Origin of the sequence: Kitasatospora sp. NPDC001540 (assembly GCF_042894345.1) — a bacterium.
GTDB classification, from domain to species: Bacteria; Actinomycetota; Actinomycetes; order Streptomycetales; family Streptomycetaceae; genus Kitasatospora; species Kitasatospora phosalacinea_C.
The window spans coordinates 269,281-287,967 of sequence record NZ_JBIAVO010000006.1; the positions used below are offsets into that span (position 1 = coordinate 269,281).

Sequence of the window (18,687 nt, forward strand, 5' to 3'; positions counted from 1 at the left end):
GACGGCCGCGAGGCCGCGAGCGGGACGGTCGGTCGACGTCCCCTCGCGGCCTCGCGGTGCGCTGTCCTACTGCCAGCTGTCCTGCCGCGGCTGCCCCGGGGGCGCCTGGTGCGGGACGGGCGCCGGGGCCGGGTGGTGCGGGTGGTGGCGGTGGCCGCGGGGGTGGCGGGTGAGGGTGTAGCCGAGGACACCGGCCAGCGCGGCGAGCACGCCGCCCGCGACCGTCCACCACCAGCGGGTGTTCCAGCCGGAGAAGAGGTCCGAGTACCAGTGGGTCTCTTCCTCGGCGGGCGCGGCCGCGTACGTCGCGCTCGCGCTCGGCGACGGGGCGGCCGCCTCGGCGGCGGCCGTCGCCCCGGCGTTGACCGGCGGCACCAGCGGGGCCTTCAGCGAGCCGCCCTCGGGCTGGGCGTCGTCCGCGCCGCCCTTGGTGGCGACGTGCACGTGGACGGTGGAGGCCAGGCCGAGGTCGGTCTGCGGGATGTCCGTGGTCGACAGGCGGACGTAGTACGTGCCGGGCAGCGGGTCGCCGGACCAGGGCTCGGCCCAGGAGCGGATCTGCCGCAGCGTGCAGCTCAGCTCCAGGGTGGCCGCGCTCTGCTCGGCGGTGCCGTTCTGCGGACCCGCGGTGCAGGACTGCCGGCGGCGCAGGCCGTCGAACAGCTCGACCGTCCAGGTCTGCGCGCCGTGCCGGTCCGCGGCGTCCGGCAGGGTGACCTTGACCTGGACGGTCGCGGTCTGGCCCTCGGCGGCCGGGAACGCCCAGTACAGGTAGTCGCCGGTGGAGACCGGCACGTCCGCGTCCTGGCCGGAGGCCAGCGTGGTGGCGGTGAGGAAGCTGGTGCCCACCGAGTTGACCACCGGCTTGGCGGTGCCGGACGCCGAGGCGGACGGCGAGGCGGACGGGGACGCGGCCGAGGCCGACGTCGGGGCCAGCAGGAGCAGGCCGGTGAAGGCGGCGGCCGCGGCCGCCGCGGTGCGGAGCTTGCGCATGGTCAGTTCTCCCGCCAGACGGCGATCCGCCAGCGTGCCAGCCAGCCGAAGAGCAGACCGGCGAGCAGGCCGGCCAGGGTCAGGACGCCGAGCAGGATCCAGCCGCGGCCCAGGCCCATCGCGGGGCCGTCGGGGGCGGGGGAGGCGGCGGCGACGTCCACGGTCAGCTCCAGCGGCAGACCGGGGTCGGCCTGCACGCCCGCCTGCGCGGCGAAGGAGTTGCTGACCACCAGGCAGACCGTCCGGGCGGCCGACTTCGCCCCCGAGCCGGAGCTCGAACCCGAGCCCTTCGACGGGGAGGCCGACGCCGGGCCGGTGCCGTCCCCGTCGCCGTCCTCGGCCGCGGACCAGCGCACGCCGGTCGAGGCCACGTCGGTGCGGCCGGAGCCGGCGTCGCTGCCGCGCACCAGTTCCTGGCCGCTGGTGTCGGTCGCCTGCAGCAGCACCCCGTAGTCCCGGGCGACGGCCCGGTCCGGGGTGACGCTGACCGCGGCGCGCAGCTCCTCGCCCGCCTTCACCGGCACCCGGTAGACCCGGTGCTCGGAGAACTTCTCCCGGTCGGTGTAGACGCCGGGGGAGAGGACCGGGGCGTTCGCACACGTGTCGGCGCCGGTGACCTTCGCCGGGGCGACGGTGTGGGTGTCCTGCGCGCGCTCGACCAACTGCTTGACGCGCTTGGTCAGTTGGTCCTGGCTGCGGACGTCGGTGAAGGTGCCGCCGGTCGCGTTGGCGATGCAGATCAGCTGCTGCCGGGTCTTGTCGTCGTGGGCCAGGCCCAGGGTGTCGACGACCAGGTGGATGCCCTGGCTGGCCAGTTCGCGGGCCACGTCGCACGGGTCCGGCGGGGCGCAGGTGTCCTCGCCGTCGGTGATCAGCACGATCCGGCGGGTGGTCGGGCCGGTGCCCAGGTCCTGGGCGGCGGCGCGCAGCGCGATCCCGATCGGGGTCCAGCCGGTCGGGCGGACGGTGGCGACGGCCGTCTTGGCCTGCACCTTGTTCGTCTTCCCGACGGGGTAGAGCTGCTGGGTGTCCTTGCAGCCCTCCTTCTGGTCGCTGCCCGGGTACGTCGCGCCGAGGGTGCGGATGCCGAACTCGGTCTCCTCCGGCAGCGCGTCGATGACCTCCTTGATCGACTGCTGGGCGACCTCCATCCGGCTCTTGCCCTGGATGTCCATGGTGCGCATCGACCCCGAGCCGTCCAGGATCAGGTCGACCTTCGGTGCCTCGGTCGCGGCGGGCGGTGCCCCGGGTTCGTCGGCGTGCGCGGGGAGGGTGCCCAGCGCGGTGCCCACGACCATCGTCAGGGCCCCGAGCAGGGCGGCCGCGCGGGCCGTCCGTCGTGGTGTGGTGGTGGTGATCACCGCCGCATCCTAGGGACCGTCAGTTCGAATCGCCCAACGCGGGTGGTGGGCGGCCCCTACCCTGAACGCACGGACGGAGCGGGCGAGGAGAGCGCATGACGGTGCGTCTGGCCGGGGTCGGCAAACGCTACGGGCGCGGGGGTCCGTGGGTCCTCCGAGGTGTCGACCTGACGCTGCCGCCGGGCGGGATCGTCCGGGTCGAGGGCGCCAACGGCAGTGGGAAGTCCACCCTGTTGAAGCTCCTGGCGGGCATCGAGCGCGCCGAGCGCGGCACGGTGGAGGTCACCGGCAGCCGGGCCTACGTGCCCGAACGCTTCCCGCCCGCGCTGCCGTTCGACGCCCGCGACTACCTGTGCCACCTCGGCCGGGTCCGCGGCCTGGGCGCCGCGGAGGGGCGGCGGCGCGCCGACCACTGGCTGGAGCGCTTCGGCATCACCGGCTACGCGGGCACCCCGATCGGCCGCCTCTCCAAGGGCACCTGCCAGAAGGTCGCCGTCGCCCAGGCCCTGCTGGCCGAGGCGGACCTGCTACTGCTGGACGAGGCGTGGACCGGGCTCGACCGGGCCGCCCGCGGCGAACTCGACGCGGCCGTCACCGAACGGGCGTCCGGCGGCGGGCTGGTGGTGTTCGTCGACCACGACCCGAACCGGCTGGCCGGGCTCACCACGGCCGGACACCTGGTCAGGAACGGCACCCTGCACGAGGCCCCGCCCGTCCGGGCCGACGAGGACGGCCCGCGCGCGGTGGTCGTGGTCCGCGCCGAGCGCCTGCCCGAGCACCTCCCCGGGAACCCGGAGCGCGAGCCGCTCGCCGACGGCACCGTCCGCCTCGACGTGGCCGCCGCCCACTCCGACACCCTGCTGCGCAGGCTCCTCAACTCGACGCCCCCGGTGCACGTCCACAGCGTGGCCGGACCGGAGCACCCGGAAGGAGCGCGGCCGTGACGCTGCGCGTGCTGACCCGCTACCACCTGGAACTGCTGGCGCGCTCGCAGCGCTGGCTGCCCCCGGGCCTGACGTACCTGGTGGTGCTGGGCCTGGGCCTCTCGGGCGGGGACGACGTCTCCTCGGCGGCCGCCTTCTCGGCCGGGCTGCTGGTGCCGGTGACGGGCTGGCTGGTGCGCGGCGCGGTGGGCGCCGAACCGGCCCAGTCGCGGGCCTGCCTGGTGGCGGCGGCGGGCTGGGCCCGGGTGCACCTGTCGGCGCTGCTCGCGGCGGTCCTGGCGGGCCTGGTGCTGGGCGCGCTCGGGCTGGCCGCGGTGCTGCTGCTGGGCAGCGGCGCCACGGCCGCGGGCGTCGCCGGGGGCGCGGCGGCGACGGTGGTGTGCGTGCTGTCGGGCGCGGCGGTCGGCGCGGTGTGCAACCGCCCGCTGGTGGTGGGGCCGTACGCGGTGCCGCTGGGGCTGGGCGGGGTGGTGGCGGTGCTGCTGGTGCCGGGCTCGCCGGCGAACGAGGCGGTGCGGGCGCTGGTGCTGGGCGCGCGGCAGCACGCGCCGGACGTGCCGTGGTGGACGTTCCCGGCCGCGGCGGCCCTGGCGGCGGGGTGCTGCTGGGCGGCGGTGGCGGCCGCGGTCCGGCGCGGCGACTGACCGCGCGCGGGGCGGTGCGACGGGGCGGCGCGACAGGCCGGTGCGACGGGTCGCACGACGGCCCGGTGCGAAACGGACACACCGGTTCGGATCGGGTTGAACCCGGCCAATTCTGGCTAGGGTGCTGGGAGACGTGCCCCGTGCCTGCTGGAAGGAAGCCCGCCGTGAGCAACCTGTTCGCGATCGCCTACCCGGATGTCGCCACCGCGCAGAAGGTCCGTGACGAGCTGGTCGGCCTGCAGAAGCAGAAGCTGGTCGACCTGGAGGACGTCGTGGTGGTCGAGCGCCGCGAGGACGGCAAGATCAAGCTGCACCAGGCCGTGTCCAACACCGGCATGGGCGCGGCCTCGGGCGCCCTGTGGGGCGGCGTGATCGGCCTGCTGTTCTTCATGCCGTTCCTGGGTGCGGCGGTCGGCGGCGCGACCGGCGCGGCGGTCGGCGCGTCCACCGACACCGGCGTGGACGACAACTTCATGCGCCAGGTCGGCGAGAAGCTGGAGCCCGGCAAGGCCGCGGTGTTCGCCCTGGTCCGCTCGGCGACGCAGGACAAGGTCATCCCGGCCGTCGCGCAGTTCGGCGGCGAGCTGATCCAGACCTCGCTGAGCCACGACGAGGAGGAGCACCTGCGGGAGATCGCCAAGGCGGCGTACCCGGCCTCCACGCTCTGACGCCGCAGCACCGACCTTCCGGCGGGGTGCCGGGCGCGCGTCGCCCGGTGCCCCGCCGTCCGTGCCCCTTCGAGCTGGCGAGGACGGCTGGCGGTGGCGACTGACTCCGCGACCCGGGCGGCCCGGGTGCCCCGCGCCCGGCGGGCCCGGACCGGGCGCTGGACCGAACTGGTGCTGGTGCTGGCCGCGGTGGGCATCGCGGTGTTCGGCTACGTCGAGGTCGGCGTCGACCTCGACGGCCACGCCCCGCCGGACGCCGCCCAGTACGGCGCCGCGCTCGGCGTGCTCGCCCTGCTGGCGCACGCCGCGGTGCGCTGGCGCGCCAAGTGGGCCGACCCGCTGCTGCTGCCGATCGCGGTGCTGCTCAACGGCATCGGCCTGGTCGTCATCTACCGGCTGGACCGCAACCCCGGCAGCGCCGCCGCCCCCACCCAACTGCTCTGGTCCACCCTCGGGGTGGGCCTGTTCATCGCGGCGCTGCTCCTGCTGCGCGACCACCGCCGCCTGCAGCGCTACGCGTACGTCGGGGCGTTCGTCGCGCTCGTCCTGCTGGTGCTGCCGGTGTTCTTCCCGCCGGTGTACGGCTCGCGGATCTGGATCACCCTGGGCCCGCTCTCCTTCCAGCCCGGCGAGTTCGCCAAGGTCCTGCTGGCGATCTTCTTCGCCGCCTACCTGGCCGCGCACCGGGACGCGCTGGCGCTGACCGGCCGCCGGGTGCTGTGGTTCCGACTGCCGCTGGGCCGGGTGCTCGGGCCGGTGCTGCTGATCTGGGCGGCGTTCGTCGGCGTGCTGGTGCTGGAGACCGACCTCGGTACCTCGCTGCTGTTCTTCGGCCTGTTCGTGGTGATGCTGTACGTCGCCACCGCCCGCACCGGCTGGATCGTGATCGGCCTGCTGCTGTCCGCGCTGGCCGCGGTCGGCGTCGGCTGGCTCTCCCCGCACGTGCACAGCCGGGTCACCGAGTGGCTGCACCCGCTGGCCTCGATCGAGGCCGGGCAGGGCGCCAACCAGATCGCCCAGTCGCTGTTCGCGTTCGCCTGGGGCGGCCAGCTCGGCACCGGCCTGGGCCTGGGCCACTCCGCGCTGATCGGCTTCGCCACCAAGTCCGACTTCATCCTGGCCACCGTCGGCGAGGAGCTCGGTCTGACCGGCCTGTTTGCGGTCCTCCTGCTGTACGCCCTGCTGGTGGCCCGGGGCTTCAAGGTCGGCATCGCGCTGCGCGACCCCTTCGGGCGGCTGCTCGCCATCGGCCTGGCCGCCCTGGTCGCGATCCAGGTGTTCGTGGTCGCGGGCGGCGTCCTCGACCTGATCCCGTTGACCGGCATGACGCTGCCGTTCATCGCCCAGGGCGGCTCGTCCGTGGTCACCAACTGGATCATCGTGGCGCTGCTGGTGCGGATGAGCGACCTCGCCCGGCGCCCCGCACCCGAGGAGGACGCGTGAGGCCGACCCGGCCCGAGGGCACCAACGGCGGGCCGGACGGGCTCCCCGGCATCTCCACCACCGGGCGCCGGGCCGGGACGTTCTGCATGCTGCTGATCGTCGCCCTCGCCCTCCAGGCCACCCGCGTCCAGGTGTTCCGGAAGGACGAGCTGGACCACAACGCCGCCAACCAGCGCGCCACCATCCAGCGCTACTCCCAGCCCCGCGGCAACCTGCTGGTCGCCGGGCAGCCGGTCACCGGCTCCGCGCGGACCGGCGGCCGCTACGCCTACAAGCGCACCTACACCGACGGCCCGCTGTACGCCGCCGTCACCGGCTACTCGTCCCAGACCTACGGCAACACCCAGTTGGAGGGCGTCCACGACGACCTGCTCTCCGGCACCGACCCGAGGCTCGCGGGCTGGGCGGTCTGGGACGCGGTCACCCGGCAGCAGCAGCCCGGCGGCGACGTGGTCACCACCATCGACCCGGCCGCCCAGCGCGCCGCCGTGCAGGGCCTGGGCAACCAGAAGGGCGCCGTCGCCGCGATCGAACCCGCCACCGGCCGGATCCTCGCCCTCGCCTCCACCCCCAGCTACGACCCCGGCAGCTTCGCGGGCACCTCCGGCGCCGACCAGAACGCCTGGAAGAAGCTCCAGGACGACCCCGACCAGCCGATGCTCAACCGGGCCCTGCGCCAGATCTACCCGCCCGGCTCCACCTTCAAGGTGGTCACCGCCGCCGCCGCGCTCGCCAGCGGCGTCGTCACCGACATCGACGCCCCCACCGACGCCCCGTACCCGTACGTCATGCCCGGCACCACCACCCCGCTCACCAACGACACCGGCGCCTGCGACCGGGCCGGGCTGTCGCTGGACGAGGCGATGACGCTGTCCTGCAACAGCGTCATGGGCTACCTCGGCGTGCAGACCGGGCTCGACCGGATGACCGCGATGGCCCGGAACTTCGGCTTCAACGACGCCAAGCTGGACGTCCCGGTGCGGGCCGCCCGCTCCAACTTCGACACCGAGATGAACAAGTCCCAGCTGGCGCTCTCCTCGATCGGCCAGTACGACACCGCCGCCACCCCGCTGGTGATGGCGATGGTCGCCGCCGGGGCCGCCAACGACGGCCAGGTGATGTCCCCGCAGCTGGTCGACAAGCTCACCGAGGCCGACGGCAGCCAGGTCCAACTGATGCACCCCAGCCTCTACCACCAGGCCTTCGGGGCCGCGGTCGCCCGGCAGTTGCGGCAGTTGATGGTGGACGTGGTCGAGAACGGCACCGGCCGCAACGCCCGCATCCCCGGCGCCGAGGTCGGCGGCAAGACCGGCACCGCCCAGCACGGCGTCGACAACTCCGGCACCCCGTACGCCTGGTTCATCGCCTGGGCCCGCCCCGCCGGGTCCACCGCCACCCCGCCGGTCGCCGTCGCCGTCGTGGTCGCCGACAGCCAGGCCACCGACGTCACCGGCGGCGGACTGGCCGCGCCCATCGCCAAGTCCGTCATGCAGGCCGTGCTCAACCGGTAGGACCTCCCCGAACGGCGGAAAAGCGGCATTTGCTACTGTCCCGGTCCGATTCCCCACCAGAAGGACACCGATGAGCACCACCCCCCTGCTGCGGCGCAAGTCCGTGGACACCCTGATCGCCGAGGCAGGAGACACCGGAGCCGGAGAGCTGCGCCGTTCCATCGGGCTCTGGCAGCTCTCCGCGATCGGCATCGGCGCCACCGTCGGCACCGGCATCTTCTTCGTCCTCACCACCTCCGTGCCCGAGGCCGGACCGGCGGTGATCCTCTCCTTCGTGATCGCCGCCGTCACGGCCGGGCTCACCGCCCTCTGCTACGCCGAACTCGCCTCCGCCATCCCGGTGGCCGGCTCCTCCTACTCGTACACCTACGCCACCATGGGCGAGATCGTCGCCTTCGGCGTCGGCGTCTGCCTGCTCATGGAGTACGGCGTCTCCGCCTCCGCGATCGCGGTGACCTGGGGCCAGTACCTCGACCAGTTCTCCGACCTGGCCTTCGGGCTGCACCTCCCGACCGCGCTGACCGCCCCGCCCGGCGACGGCGGCGTCTTCAACCTGCCCGCGGTGGTGCTGGTCGTGCTGGTCACCGTCCTGCTGATCCGCGGCGTCGGCGAGTCCGCGAAGGTCAACGCCGCCATGGTGGCGATCAAGCTGGGCATCCTGGTGCTGTTCGTCGCCGTCGGCCTGACCGGCTTCACCGCGGGCAACTTCACCCCGTTCGCGCCCAACGGCTGGGACGGCGTGCAGACCGCCGCCTCCACCATCTTCTTCTCCTTCATCGGCCTCGACGCCGTCTCCACCGCGGGCGAGGAGGTCCGCGAACCGCGGCGCACCCTGCCGCTCGCCATCCTGATCTCGCTGGTCGTCGTCACCGCCCTCTACATCGCCGTCGCCGTCACCGCGGTCGGCGCCCAGCCCTGGCAGGAGTTCGACGGCCAGGAGGCGGGCCTGGCGCAGATCCTGCAGAACGTCACCGGGCAGACCTGGCCCGCCCTGGTGTTCGCCGCCGGGGCGATCATCTCGATCTTCTCCATCACCCTGGTGGTGATCTACGGCCAGACCCGGATCCTCTACGCGATGGGCCGCGACGGACTCCTCCCGCGCCCCTTCACCCGGGTCTCCGCCCGCACCGGCACCCCCGTCTGGAACACCGTCGTGGTCGGCACCGCCGTCGCGGTCCTCGCCGCGGTCTTCCCGCTCAGGCTGCTGGCCGACCTCACCTCGATGGGCACGCTCATCGCGTTCACGGCCGTGTCGATCGGCATCGTCGTCCTGCGCCGCACCCGCCCCGACCTGCCGCGCGGCTTCAAGGTGCCGTTCTACCCCGTCACGCCGGTGCTCAGCGCCGCGTTCTGCGTCTACCTGATCACCAAGCTGCACGCCGACACCTTCCTCGCCTTCGCGGTCGTCCTGGCCCTCGCCGCCGTCCTGTACTTCACCTACAGCGCCAAGCACTCCCGCCTCGCCCGGGGCCGCTGACCCCGATCCCCACCCGCCGTCCAAGAGTTCCCCATGCCCCGGCCACGGACGCGCCACCGGGCCGGGGCGTTGCCTAGGGTGAGGGCGGAACACGTTCGAACACGGGAGTGACCTTGGGCGCCACCGGACGCCGCAGATTCCTCGGACTGGCCGCGGGCGCCGCGGCCGGCCTCACCGCCTGCGGCCCCGGCGGCCGCCCCACCGGTGCGGCCGGCGCCAGCGGCCCCGCCACCGGCCCCGACCCCGACCCCGGCCCCAGTCCGTCCGCCACCGCCGCCGAGAACTCCCGCCCCGGCGACCCCGACTGGCGGATCACCCACGCCGGGCCCGACCAGGCGATCGAGGGCTGGGCGGACCGGGTCAGCGTCCTGCCCGGCGAACCGTTCGGACTGCACGTCTCCACCACCGCGCCCGGCTACACCGTCACCGCCTACCGGATGGGCTGGTACGGCGGCGCCCGCGCCCGCCGGATCTGGCGCTCCGACCCGCAACCCGGCACCCGGCAGCCCCCGTTCACCGTCGACCGGACCACCCGCACCGTCAGCACCGCCTGGCCGCGCACCACCACCGTCGACACCACCGGCTGGCCCGAGGGCTGCTACCTGCTCCGCCTGGACGCCGACGGCGGCGCCGGACAGCGCTACGTCCCGCTGACCGTCCGCTCCCGCGGCACCGCCGGGACGACCGTCGTCGTCAACGCCGTCACCACCTGGCAGGCCTACAACGAGTGGGGCGGCTACAACCTCTACAACGGCCCCACCGGCGGCCTCCCCACCCGCTCGCTGCAGGTCAGCTTCGACCGCCCCTACCGCTACGACGACGGCGCCGGACTCTTCCTGGTCTACGAGGCCCCGCTCGTCGCCCTCGCCGAGAGGCTCGGCCTCCCGCTCTCCTACACCACCGGCATCGACCTCGCCGCCGACCCCGGCCTGCTGCGCGGCGCCGCGGCGGTGCTCTCGCTCGGCCACGACGAGTACTGGTCGCCCGAGCAGCGCGCCCACGTCACCGCCGCCCGCGACGCGGGCACCCACCTCGCCTTCCTCGGGGCCAACTGCTGCTACCGGCGCGTCCGTTACGAACCCTCACCGACCGGACCCGACCGCACCGTGGTCTGCTGGAAGGGCGCCTGGAAGGACGACCCCGGCTACCGGGCGGGCCACCCCGCCACCACCGACTTCCGCTCCCCGCCCGGCGCCGACCCCGAATCCTCGCTGCTCGGCGTCGTCTACGACGGCTACCCCGTCGACGCCCCGTACGTCGTCACCAATGCCGACCACTGGTTGCTGGCCGGCACCGGCGTCCGCAACGGCGACAGCTTCCCCCACCTGGTCGGCGTCGAGTACGACCGCGTCGACCCGTCCTTCCCCACCCCGAAGGGCATCGAGACGATCGCCCACTCCCCGGTCGTCTGCGAGGGCCGCCACTCCTACGCCGACACCGCCCTCTACACCGCCGCCGGCGGCGCGACGGTCTTCGCCACCGGCACCATGCGGTGGGTCGAGTCCCTCGAGGCGACCGGGCCCGCGGGCGGCACCGCGATCCACGGCATCGACGGCCGCGCGGGCGACTTCACCCGCCGGGTCACCGAGAACCTGCTCCGCAGGTTCGCCGCCGCGGGCTCCTAGCAAGGCCCTTCAGGGGCCCGGGGAACGGCGGGTCCGAGCTGCTGGCGGCCGGAGCCCACCGGAGGCCCGTGCTGCTCCGGGCCGTGGTGACGGAACCCGAAGCAGCACGCGACGCCCGTTGCCGGAACCCCGCTCAGCCCTTGTTGCCGATCCGCAGGACCTTGGAGACCGCCGGGCCCGCCGCCGCGGAGCCGTGGCCGCCGCCCTGGACCTCGGCGGCGACGGCGAGGTCGCCGTAGTAGGCGGTGAACCAGGAGTTCGCGTCGGGGCTGTTGTCGACCTCGGCGGTGCCGGTCTTCGCGCCGGAGCCGGTCGGGAGGGCGGGCTTGACCTCGGAGGCGGTGCCGGAGCGGACGGTCTGCACCATCAGCGACTGGAGGTTGCTGAGGACCTGGGGGGAGAGGGTGCGGGCGGCCTTCACCTGCTCCATGCCGGGGACCAGGATCGGCTGCCGGAAGACCCCGGACTGGACGGTCGCGGCGACCGAGGCCATGCCGAGCGGGTTGGCGCGCACCTTGCCCTGGCCGATGAACTCGCTCGCCGCCCCGGCCATGTTGCCCTCGACCGGGATGTCGGTGTCGAAGTTGGACAGGCCGGTCTGCCAGACCAGGCCGAGCCCGAAGACGTCCTTGGCGATCGAGGGCAGGCTGTTCGGCTTGAGGACGTCCTTGCCCTTCTCGATGAAGGAGGTGTTGCAGGAGTGGATGAACGCGTCGGTGAGCGTGTACTCGGGGTGCGCGCCGGGCTCGTCGTTGGAGATGGACTTGCCGGTGACCATGGTGGTCTCGGGGCAGGGCATCGGGCTGGTGGGCGTGACGCCCGCCTCCAGCAGCGCCGCGGCGGTGATCACCTTCATGGTGGAGCCGGGCGCGGTCGCACCGGAGAAGGCGCGGTTCTGGCCGGTGGAGGGCGAGAACGCGTAGGCGAGGATGTTGCCGCTGCTGGGCTCGATGGCGACCATCGAGGCGGGCTTGCCCTGCGCGGCCACCTCCTGTTCGGCGGCCTGCTGCAGGTCGGCGTCGATGGTGAGCTTGAGGTTGGGGACGGGCTTGGGCTCCTTGACCGTGAACAGCTTCACGTCGGCCGCCTTGCCGCTGCCACCGGCCGCGCTGCTGCTCGGGCTCGGGCTGGCGCCGCCGCCGGAGGCGCCCGCGGCGGAGATGACCACCCCGCTGCCCGCGTCGGCCGGGTCGCCGGCCTGCGGGGTGGCGGACTTGAGCTTGTTGAGCAGGCCGGTGAGCGAGGGGTAGTTCGCCAGGGGCTTGCCCTTGCGGTCGGTGACGGCGGCCGGGGCGGCGTAGAGCGGCTTGACCGCGATGGTCTCGCCCGCGTCGAGCTTGGGGTGGATGACGTTGGGCACCCAGTGGACGGCGGCGGTGCCGTCGCTCATCTTGACCACGCCGAGGACGCCGTCGTAGTTCCAGGGGGTGCCGGTCTCGGCGAACTCCACGGAGGCCTTGAAACTTTCCAGCACGCCGGTGGGCGCGGCCGGTGCCGAGGCGGAGGCGTCGGCCGAGGCCGGGGCGCTCGCGGACTTGGACGCGGCGGCGCTGGGCGCGGTGGTGGGGCCGCCGACGGTGAGGTGGACGGCGCTGGGCTTCACGTTGTCCTGGAAGGCCTGCAGCGCGGCCTGCGCCTTGTCCGGGTCGTCGGTGAGCCTGGCGGCCGCGGGCAGGTCGCCCTTGGCCCAGGCGTCCAGGAACGCCTTGGCGCCGGACGCGGCGAGCTCGGGACCGGGAGGCTCGGCCACCACGGTGCGGGGCTTCTTCGCCTCGTCCTTGCCGGAGTCGCCGCCGGAGACCAGGGCGTACGCCCCGTAGCCCCCGCCGAGGAGCACCGCCGCGGCGATGACGGAGACGCCGATCTTCGCACCCTTGTTCACGTCGAGTCCCCCATGGTGAGTCGTGGCCGTCCGGGTTCAGTGGCCACGACACCATAGGCAGATGCTTTTCGTGCACTCACGACGCGGAGCTGGTTTGTGACAGTTCCGGTACACGCGTGACGGGTGTGGCGGCTGCGCGGGTGGGTCGCGCTAGATCCAGGTGTCGAGCCACATCCGGGCCCGCCAGTCGTCCATCGGGATCGTCTGCCCGGTGTAGATCGGGTAGAAGTACAGGAAGTTCCACATGATCGCGACGACCAGCAGTCCGGCGCCGGTGGCCCCGGCGAGCCTGCGGTCGGGCGAGGAGGTGGCCGGGCCGAGCATCGCGCCGATCATCATGGTCACCGCGAGCACCAGGAACGGGACGAAGCACACCGCGTAGAACAGGAAGATCGTCCGGGCCTGGTAGTTGAACCAGGGCAGGTAGCCCGCCGCCAGCGCGCACAGGATCGCCCCGGCCCGCCAGTCGCGGCGCAGCAGCCAGCGGTACAGGCAGTAGAGCAGCCCGGCGATGCCCGCCCACCACAGGAACGGGGTGCCGATGGCGAGCACCTCGCGGGCGCACTCGGTGGTGGTGCAGCCGGCCTGGCCGTTCTTCGGGGACTCGTAGAAGAACGAGACCGGGCGGCCGACCAGCAGCCAGCTCCACGGGTTGGACTGGTAGGTGTGCGGGCTGGTCAGGGTGACGTTGAAGTGCCAGATCTCGTGGTGGTAGTGCCACAGGCTGCGGGCCCAGTCCGGCACCCAGCCCCAGGTGTCGCTCGGGTTGAGCGCGGCCCAGTTGCGCAGGTAGCCGCCCTTGCCGGGCTCGGGGGAGGAGAGGATCCAGCCGGTCCAGGTCAGCAGGTAGGTGACGCCGGCGGTCAGCGCGATCGACACCGCGGACCAGGCGAAGTCCCACAGGCCGCGGAGGTTGCCGCGGTTGCCGACCAGGCGGCGGGCGGAGGAGTCCCAGAACCCGGCGAGCAGCACCAGGGCCAGGACCGCCGGGGCGCCGCTCCACTTGGTGCCGGTCATCAGGCCCAGGCAGACCGCCGCGGCCAGCCGGTAGGGGCGCCAGCCCAGGTGCCACCAGTCGGCGCCGAGGCCCTGCTCGACCCGCTCGGCGATCCTGGCGCGGCTCCTGTCCCGGTCGACCAGCAGCAGGCCGAACGCGGCCAGGAACCAGAACATCACCACCAGGTCGAGGATGGCGGAGCGGCTGAGCACGAAGTGCAGCCCGTCCACCGACAGCAGCAGACCGGCCACGCAGCCCAGCAGGGTGGAGCGGAACATCCGGCGGGCGATCCGGGCCAGCATCAGCACCGAGAGGGTGCCGAGCACGGCCACCATGAAGCGCCAGCCGAAGGGGTGCATGCCGAAGAACTGCTCGCCCAGGCCGATGATCCACTTGCCGACCGGCGGGTGCACCACGAACGCGGCGTCGGGGCGCAGCGGGACGACCGGGTTGGGCGCGGTGATCAGGCCGTTGGCGTCGTCGGCCCAGCTGCTCTCGTAGCCGAGGTGCCAGAGGGCGTACGCGTCCTTGGCGTAGTACGTCTCGTCGAAGATCAGCGCGTGCGGGCTGCCCAGGTTGGCGAAGCGCAGCACCCCGGCGAAGACCGCGATGCCGACCGGCCCGAGCCAGCCGGCCCACCGGCACAGCCAGGACCACAGCGGGGCGGGCAGCCGGAGGCCGAGCCGGGCGAGCACCGGGGAGGGCTCGACGACCGCGGGCGTGACGCCCGGGCCGTCCGGCATCGGCGGCACCAACTGCTCGGCCAGGGGCGTGCGCCGCGGGGCCCGGTAGCCGACGCCGGACAGCGCGCGGGCCCATCGGGAGGCCGGTTCGGGCTCCGCGCGAGGAGCCGGAACGGCGGCCGGGTCGGCCGGTTCCAGCACGGTCACGCCGCCCCGCTCGGGGTGGTCCATACCACTCTCCATGTCGCCGTTCACGGGCCACATCGTAGGGGCAACGGCTGAAGTCACAAGGGGTCCCCGACCCTCGTCCGCCCCCCGCGCCCGCGGCGCCCCCGCCCCGCGGCCCCCTCAGCAGCCACGGGCCGCCCCCGGGTAGGGGAGGATGGTGCCCGTGACTGGTGTTCTCGTACTGGCAGGTACCCCCATCGGCGACGTCGAGGACGCGCCACCCCGACTGCGCGCCGAACTCGCCGGGGCGGACGTCATCGCGGCCGAGGACACCCGGCGGCTGCGCCGGCTGACCCAGGCGCTCGGCGTGGTGCCGACCGGCCGGGTGGTGTCGTACTTCGAGGGCAACGAGGTGGCCCGCACCCCCGAGCTGGTGGCCGCGCTGCAGGACGGCGCCCGGGTGCTGCTGGTCACCGACGCCGGGATGCCCTCGGTCTCCGACCCCGGCTACCGGCTGGTGGACGCCGCCGTCGCCGCCGGCATCAAGGTCACCGCGGTGCCCGGCCCGTCCGCGGTGCTGACCGCGCTGGCGCTGTCCGCGCTGCCGGTGGACCGGTTCGCCTTCGAGGGCTTCCTGCCGCGCAAGGCGGGCGACCGCTCCCGGCAGCTCGCCCAGGTCGCCGCCGAGCCGCGCACCATGGTCTTCTTCGAGGCCCCGCACCGGATCGCCGAGACGCTGGAGGCGATGGCCGCCGCGTTCGGCGCCGACCGCCCCGCCGCGGTCTGCCGGGAGCTGACCAAGACGTACGAGGAGGTCAGGCGCGGCCCGCTGGGCGAGCTGGCGGCCTGGGCGGCGGACGGCGTCCGGGGCGAGATCACCGTGGTGGTGGCCGGGGCCCCGCCCGCCGCGCCCGAGGAGGTCGGCCCGGCCGAGCTGGCCCGCCGGGTGGCCGTCCGGGAGGAGGCGGGGGAGCGCCGCAAGGAGGCGATCGCCGCGGTCGCCGCCGAGCTGGGGCTGCGCAAGTCGATCGTGTTCGACGCGGTGGTGGCGGCCAAGCACGCGCCCTGAGCACGCGCCTGAGCACGCCTGAGCACCCCGGATCGCTCGGTGTGTTGATCGGTTTGTATGGCAATGGCCGGAATCGCGCGTACGTTGGAATGAGCACCCCAGCGGAGGGCCAATTCGGGACCAAGACTTGGCAAGCCGGGCATCGGAAGGATCCTCCCGGGCATTCCCTGGGATGGAACAACCCGCACCCGGCCGGTGAGGACCGGGCGACGGGCTCCGAGCGAAGCGAGGTGGCGCATGAGCGACACGATCGACAGCCCCCGGAACGGCGGAGCACCCAGCGGCCTCGGCACGACCAGCCGTCCCGCCCCCGTGCAGACGGTCCACGAGGCCTACTCCTTCGCCTGCCTCAACTGCGGCTACGGCTGGGAGCAGGCGTACGACATCGAGCACCACACGGCCAGGGACGGCCGCACCGTGGTCGAGTACACGGCGAACGGCGTCCGGGTCCCCTCCCCGCTGCGCGAGCTGGCCTGCCCCGGCTGCGGCGGCGAACACGTCCGGATCATGCGGGCCGGGCGGGTGGCGGACGTGGCCGCCGTGACCAGGAACGGCCCCGGCTACGCGCCCACCGCCGAACCCGAGGGCCCGCCCGAACCCCCCGGGCTGCGGGCCCGCCGCCGCTGGTTCGGCAGGCTGCGCCGCGCCGACTGACCCCGGCCCCGGCCCGGACCGCCCCCGCCGGGGGACGGTCCGGGCCGGACGGCCGGGCCACTAGGATTCCGGGGTATGGCGGCCTTGGAAGACCACACCAGCACCGACGCGTACTACGTCACCACCCCGATCTACTACGTGAACGACCGGCCCCACCTGGGCCACGCGTACACCACCGTCGCGGGTGACGTGCTGACCCGCTGGCACCGCCAGCGCGGCGAGGACGTCTGGTACCTCACCGGCACCGACGAGCACGGCCAGAAGATCCTGCGCACCGCCGAGGCCAACGGCGTCACCCCGCAGCAGTGGTGCGACAAGCTGGTCGAGGAGGCCTGGAAGCCGCTCTGGGAGCACCTGCGGATCGCCAACGACGACTTCATCCGCACCACCCAGGCCCGGCACACCGACCGCGTCCAGGAGTTCGTCCAGGACCTGTACGACAAGGGCGAGATCTACCAGGGCAGCTACACCGGCCCGTACTGCGTCGGCTGCGAGGAATACAAGCTCCCCGGCGAACTGCTGCCCGGCGCGACGGACGAGGAGAAGCTCTGCCCCGTCCACAAGCGACCCGTCGAGTGGCTGGAGGAGGAGAACTACTTCTTCCGACTCTCCGCGTACGGCCCGAAGCTGCTGGAGTTCTACGCCGCCAACCCGGACTTCATCCAGCCCGCCTCCGCCCGCAACGAGGTGCTGCGCTTCGTCGAGCAGGACCTCAAGGACCTGTCGATCTCCCGCTCCACCTTCGACTGGGGCGTCCCGCTGCCCTGGGACGACAAGCACGTCCTGTACGTGTGGGTCGACGCCCTGCAGAACTACATCACCGCGGCCGGCTACGGCAGCGACCCCGAGCGCTTCGCCCGGCTCTGGCCCGCCTCCGTGCACCTGGTCGGCAAGGACATCCTGCGCTTCCACGCCGTCATCTGGCCCGCCATGCTGATGGCCGCCGGGCTGCCGCTGCCGCGCCGGGTCGTCGCCAACGGCTGGCTGATGGTCGGCGGCGAGAAGATGAGCAAGTCCAACCTCACCGGCATCGCGCCCACCGACCTGACCTCGCACTTCGGCGTCGACGCGTACCGCTACTACTTCCTGCGGGCCATCCCGTTCGGCACCGACGGGTCGTTCTCCTGGGAGGACTTCACCGCCCGCTACACCTCCGAACTCGCCAACGACTTCGGCAACCTGGCCTCCCGGGTCGCCGCGATGGTCGGCAAGTACTTCGACGGCGCGCTCCCCGCCGCCACCGCGTCCGGCCCCGCCGAACGGGCCGTCGCCGACGCGCTGGCGCGGGCCGCCGCCGAGGCCGACCGCAAGATCGGCGAGGAGCTGGACTTCGCGGGCGGCATCGCCGCCGTCTTCGAGTTCGTCAAGCTGGTCAACGGCTACCTGACCGAGCAGGAGCCCTGGAAGGTCGCCAAGTCCCCCGACGGACAGGACCGGCTCGCCACCGTCCTGTACACCGCCGCCGAGGCGCTGCGGGCCACCGCCGTCCTGCTCAACCCGCTGATGCCGGACTCCGCCGCCAAGCTCTGGGCCTCGCTCGGCGCGGAGGCCCCGCTGGGCGCGCTCGCCGAGCAGCGGATCGCCACCGTCGCCGACTGGGGGCGGCTGCCCGCCGGGGCCACCGTCACCAAGGGCGAGATCCTCTTCCCCCGCCTCGACGAGAAGGCCGCCGTCTGATGGGTGCCAAGAAGGAGCAGGACCGCACCCCGCCGCCGCTGCCCGAGCCGCTCGCGGTGGCGGTCGCCGACTCGCACACCCACCTCGACATGCAGTCCGGCACCCCCGCCGAGGGCCTGGCCCGGGCCGCCTCGGTCGGCGTCACCACCGTCGTCCAGGTCGGCTGCGACGTCCCCGGCTCGCAGTGGGCCGCCGACCTCGCCGCGCGGTACGAGCAGGTGCACGCCGCCGTCGCGCTGCACCCCAACGAGGCGCCGCGGATCTTCCTCGGCGACCCCGACGGGTGGTCCGGGCAGCAGCGCAAGGCCGGTGGGCAGGAGGCGCTGGACGCCGCCCTCGCCGAGATCGACCGCCTCGCCGCCCTCCCGCACGTCCTCGCCGTCGGCGAGACCGGACTCGACTACTTCCGCACCGGCCCCGAGGGCGTCGACCTGCAGAAGGAGTCCTTCCGCCGCCACATCGAGATCGCCAAGCGCCACGGCAAGGCCCTGGTCATCCACGACCGCGACGCCCACCAGGACGTCATCGACCTGCTGCTGGCGGAGGGCGCCCCCGAGCGCACCGTCTTCCACTGCTACTCCGGCGACGCCGCGATGGCCCGCACCTGCGCCGAGCACGGCTGGTACCTCTCCTTCGCCGGCCCCGTTACCTACAAGGCCAACCACGCCCTGCGCGAGGCCCTCACCGCCACCCCCCTCGACCGCGTCCTGATCGAGACCGACGCCCCCTTCCTCACCCCCCACCCCTACCGCGGCCGCCCCAACGCCCCGTACCTGATCCCGGTCACCCTCCGCGCGATGGCGGCCCACCTGGCGCTGGACGAGGACGAGTTGGCGACGGCAATCGCGGCGAACACGGCCCGGGCCTTCGGCTACTGAGCGCACCCCGGTG

At 73.7% G+C, this 18,687-nt stretch carries 15 protein-coding genes; 11 read left to right on the plus strand and 4 right to left on the minus strand.

Annotation, left to right across the window (positions count from 1 at the left end; all coding sequences use genetic code 11):
- Positions 1-66: 66 nt before the first annotated feature.
- Together ACFY00_RS11170 and ACFY00_RS11175 are read right to left on the minus strand one after the other, a co-directional pair.
- Positions 67-993 (minus strand): peptidase, encoded by a 927-nt coding sequence (locus ACFY00_RS11170; protein WP_388029752.1) that lies wholly within the window; start codon positions 991-993, stop codon positions 67-69.
- A 2-nt stretch (positions 994-995) separates the two neighbouring features.
- Entirely contained in the window at positions 996-2,291 is a 1,296-nt protein-coding gene (locus ACFY00_RS11175; protein ID WP_388029819.1) for a VWA domain-containing protein, read from the minus strand.
- Between the two features lie 158 nt (positions 2,292-2,449).
- On the opposite strand from ACFY00_RS11175, the gene ACFY00_RS11180 reads away from it, so the two are divergent.
- From ACFY00_RS11180 to ACFY00_RS11210, 7 genes are all read left to right on the plus strand, one after another.
- The gene (locus ACFY00_RS11180) at positions 2,450-3,298 is read left to right on the plus strand and encodes an ATP-binding cassette domain-containing protein (RefSeq protein WP_388029754.1); all 849 of its coding nucleotides are present in this window, start codon (positions 2,450-2,452) and stop codon (positions 3,296-3,298) included.
- Entirely contained in the window at positions 3,295-3,942 is a 648-nt protein-coding gene (locus ACFY00_RS11185; RefSeq protein ID WP_388029756.1) for an ABC transporter, read from the plus strand. Before ACFY00_RS11180 ends, ACFY00_RS11185 begins: the two co-directional genes overlap by 4 nt.
- A 164-nt stretch (positions 3,943-4,106) precedes the next feature.
- Positions 4,107-4,610 carry a DUF1269 domain-containing protein gene (locus ACFY00_RS11190; RefSeq protein WP_285736060.1) on the plus strand — a complete coding sequence of 168 codons (504 nt, stop codon included), beginning with the start codon at positions 4,107-4,109 and terminating at the stop codon, positions 4,608-4,610.
- Positions 4,611-4,703: 93 nt separating this feature from the next.
- Complete coding sequence (locus ACFY00_RS11195; RefSeq protein ID WP_388029758.1) at positions 4,704-6,053, plus strand: FtsW/RodA/SpoVE family cell cycle protein; 1,350 nt, start codon at positions 4,704-4,706, stop codon at positions 6,051-6,053.
- An 86-nt stretch (positions 6,054-6,139) separates the two neighbouring features.
- Positions 6,140-7,564 (plus strand): penicillin-binding transpeptidase domain-containing protein, encoded by a 1,425-nt coding sequence (locus ACFY00_RS11200; protein WP_388029821.1) that lies wholly within the window; start codon positions 6,140-6,142, stop codon positions 7,562-7,564.
- 70 nt (positions 7,565-7,634) lie between these two features.
- Positions 7,635-9,041: an APC family permease gene (locus tag ACFY00_RS11205; RefSeq protein WP_388029759.1), complete on the plus strand. Its 1,407-nt coding sequence runs from the start codon at positions 7,635-7,637 to the stop codon at positions 9,039-9,041.
- 113 nt (positions 9,042-9,154) lie between these two features.
- Positions 9,155-10,666, plus strand: coding sequence for a N,N-dimethylformamidase beta subunit family domain-containing protein (locus ACFY00_RS11210; RefSeq protein WP_388029762.1), 1,512 nt, complete (start codon positions 9,155-9,157; stop codon positions 10,664-10,666).
- Positions 10,667-10,799: 133 nt separating this feature from the next.
- Here the strand turns inward: ACFY00_RS11210 and ACFY00_RS11215 are convergent, their stop codons facing one another.
- Together ACFY00_RS11215 and ACFY00_RS11220 are read right to left on the minus strand one after the other, a co-directional pair.
- The gene (locus ACFY00_RS11215) at positions 10,800-12,548 is read right to left on the minus strand and encodes a penicillin-binding transpeptidase domain-containing protein (protein WP_388029764.1); all 1,749 of its coding nucleotides are present in this window, start codon (positions 12,546-12,548) and stop codon (positions 10,800-10,802) included.
- 150 nt (positions 12,549-12,698) lie between these two features.
- Positions 12,699-14,459 (minus strand): dolichyl-phosphate-mannose--protein mannosyltransferase, encoded by a 1,761-nt coding sequence (locus ACFY00_RS11220; RefSeq protein ID WP_388029765.1) that lies wholly within the window; start codon positions 14,457-14,459, stop codon positions 12,699-12,701.
- 160 nt (positions 14,460-14,619) lie between these two features.
- Between ACFY00_RS11220 and rsmI the strand changes: the two genes are divergently transcribed.
- The 4 genes from rsmI to ACFY00_RS11240 all read left to right on the plus strand — a co-directional run bounded on the left by rsmI (position 14,620) and on the right by ACFY00_RS11240 (position 18,674).
- Complete coding sequence (rsmI, locus tag ACFY00_RS11225) at positions 14,620-15,465, plus strand: 16S rRNA (cytidine(1402)-2'-O)-methyltransferase (RefSeq protein ID WP_388029768.1); 846 nt, start codon at positions 14,620-14,622, stop codon at positions 15,463-15,465.
- A 237-nt stretch (positions 15,466-15,702) separates the two neighbouring features.
- Positions 15,703-16,119: a hypothetical protein gene (locus tag ACFY00_RS11230; RefSeq protein ID WP_388029770.1), complete on the plus strand. Its 417-nt coding sequence runs from the start codon at positions 15,703-15,705 to the stop codon at positions 16,117-16,119.
- Positions 16,120-16,194: 75 nt separating this feature from the next.
- The gene (gene metG, locus ACFY00_RS11235; RefSeq protein WP_388029773.1) at positions 16,195-17,796 is read left to right on the plus strand and encodes a methionine--tRNA ligase; all 1,602 of its coding nucleotides are present in this window, start codon (positions 16,195-16,197) and stop codon (positions 17,794-17,796) included.
- Positions 17,796-18,674 (plus strand): TatD family hydrolase, encoded by an 879-nt coding sequence (locus ACFY00_RS11240; RefSeq protein WP_388029774.1) that lies wholly within the window; start codon positions 17,796-17,798, stop codon positions 18,672-18,674. The genes metG and ACFY00_RS11240 overlap by 1 nt, the downstream gene beginning before the upstream one ends.
- Positions 18,675-18,687: the final 13 nt, after the last annotated feature.

Bases quoted from the DNA above. Each gene is read 5' to 3' on its own strand.
- ACFY00_RS11170 (WP_388029752.1), bottom strand. From the start codon at position 993: ATGCGCAAGCTCCGCACCGCGGCGGCCGCGGCCGCCGCCTTCACCGGC.
- ACFY00_RS11175 (WP_388029819.1), bottom strand. From the start codon at position 2,291: ATGGTCGTGGGCACCGCGCTGGGCACCCTCCCCGCGCACGCCGACGAA.
- ACFY00_RS11180 (WP_388029754.1), top strand. From the start codon at position 2,450: ATGACGGTGCGTCTGGCCGGGGTCGGCAAACGCTACGGGCGCGGGGGT.
- ACFY00_RS11200 (WP_388029821.1), top strand. From the start codon at position 6,140: ATGCTGCTGATCGTCGCCCTCGCCCTCCAGGCCACCCGCGTCCAGGTG.
- ACFY00_RS11205 (WP_388029759.1), top strand. From the start codon at position 7,635: ATGAGCACCACCCCCCTGCTGCGGCGCAAGTCCGTGGACACCCTGATC.
- ACFY00_RS11220 (WP_388029765.1), bottom strand. From the start codon at position 14,459: ATGGACCACCCCGAGCGGGGCGGCGTGACCGTGCTGGAACCGGCCGAC.
- ACFY00_RS11230 (WP_388029770.1), top strand. From the start codon at position 15,703: ATGAGCGACACGATCGACAGCCCCCGGAACGGCGGAGCACCCAGCGGC.
- metG (WP_388029773.1), top strand. From the start codon at position 16,195: ATGGCGGCCTTGGAAGACCACACCAGCACCGACGCGTACTACGTCACC.
- ACFY00_RS11240 (WP_388029774.1), top strand. From the start codon at position 17,796: ATGGGTGCCAAGAAGGAGCAGGACCGCACCCCGCCGCCGCTGCCCGAG.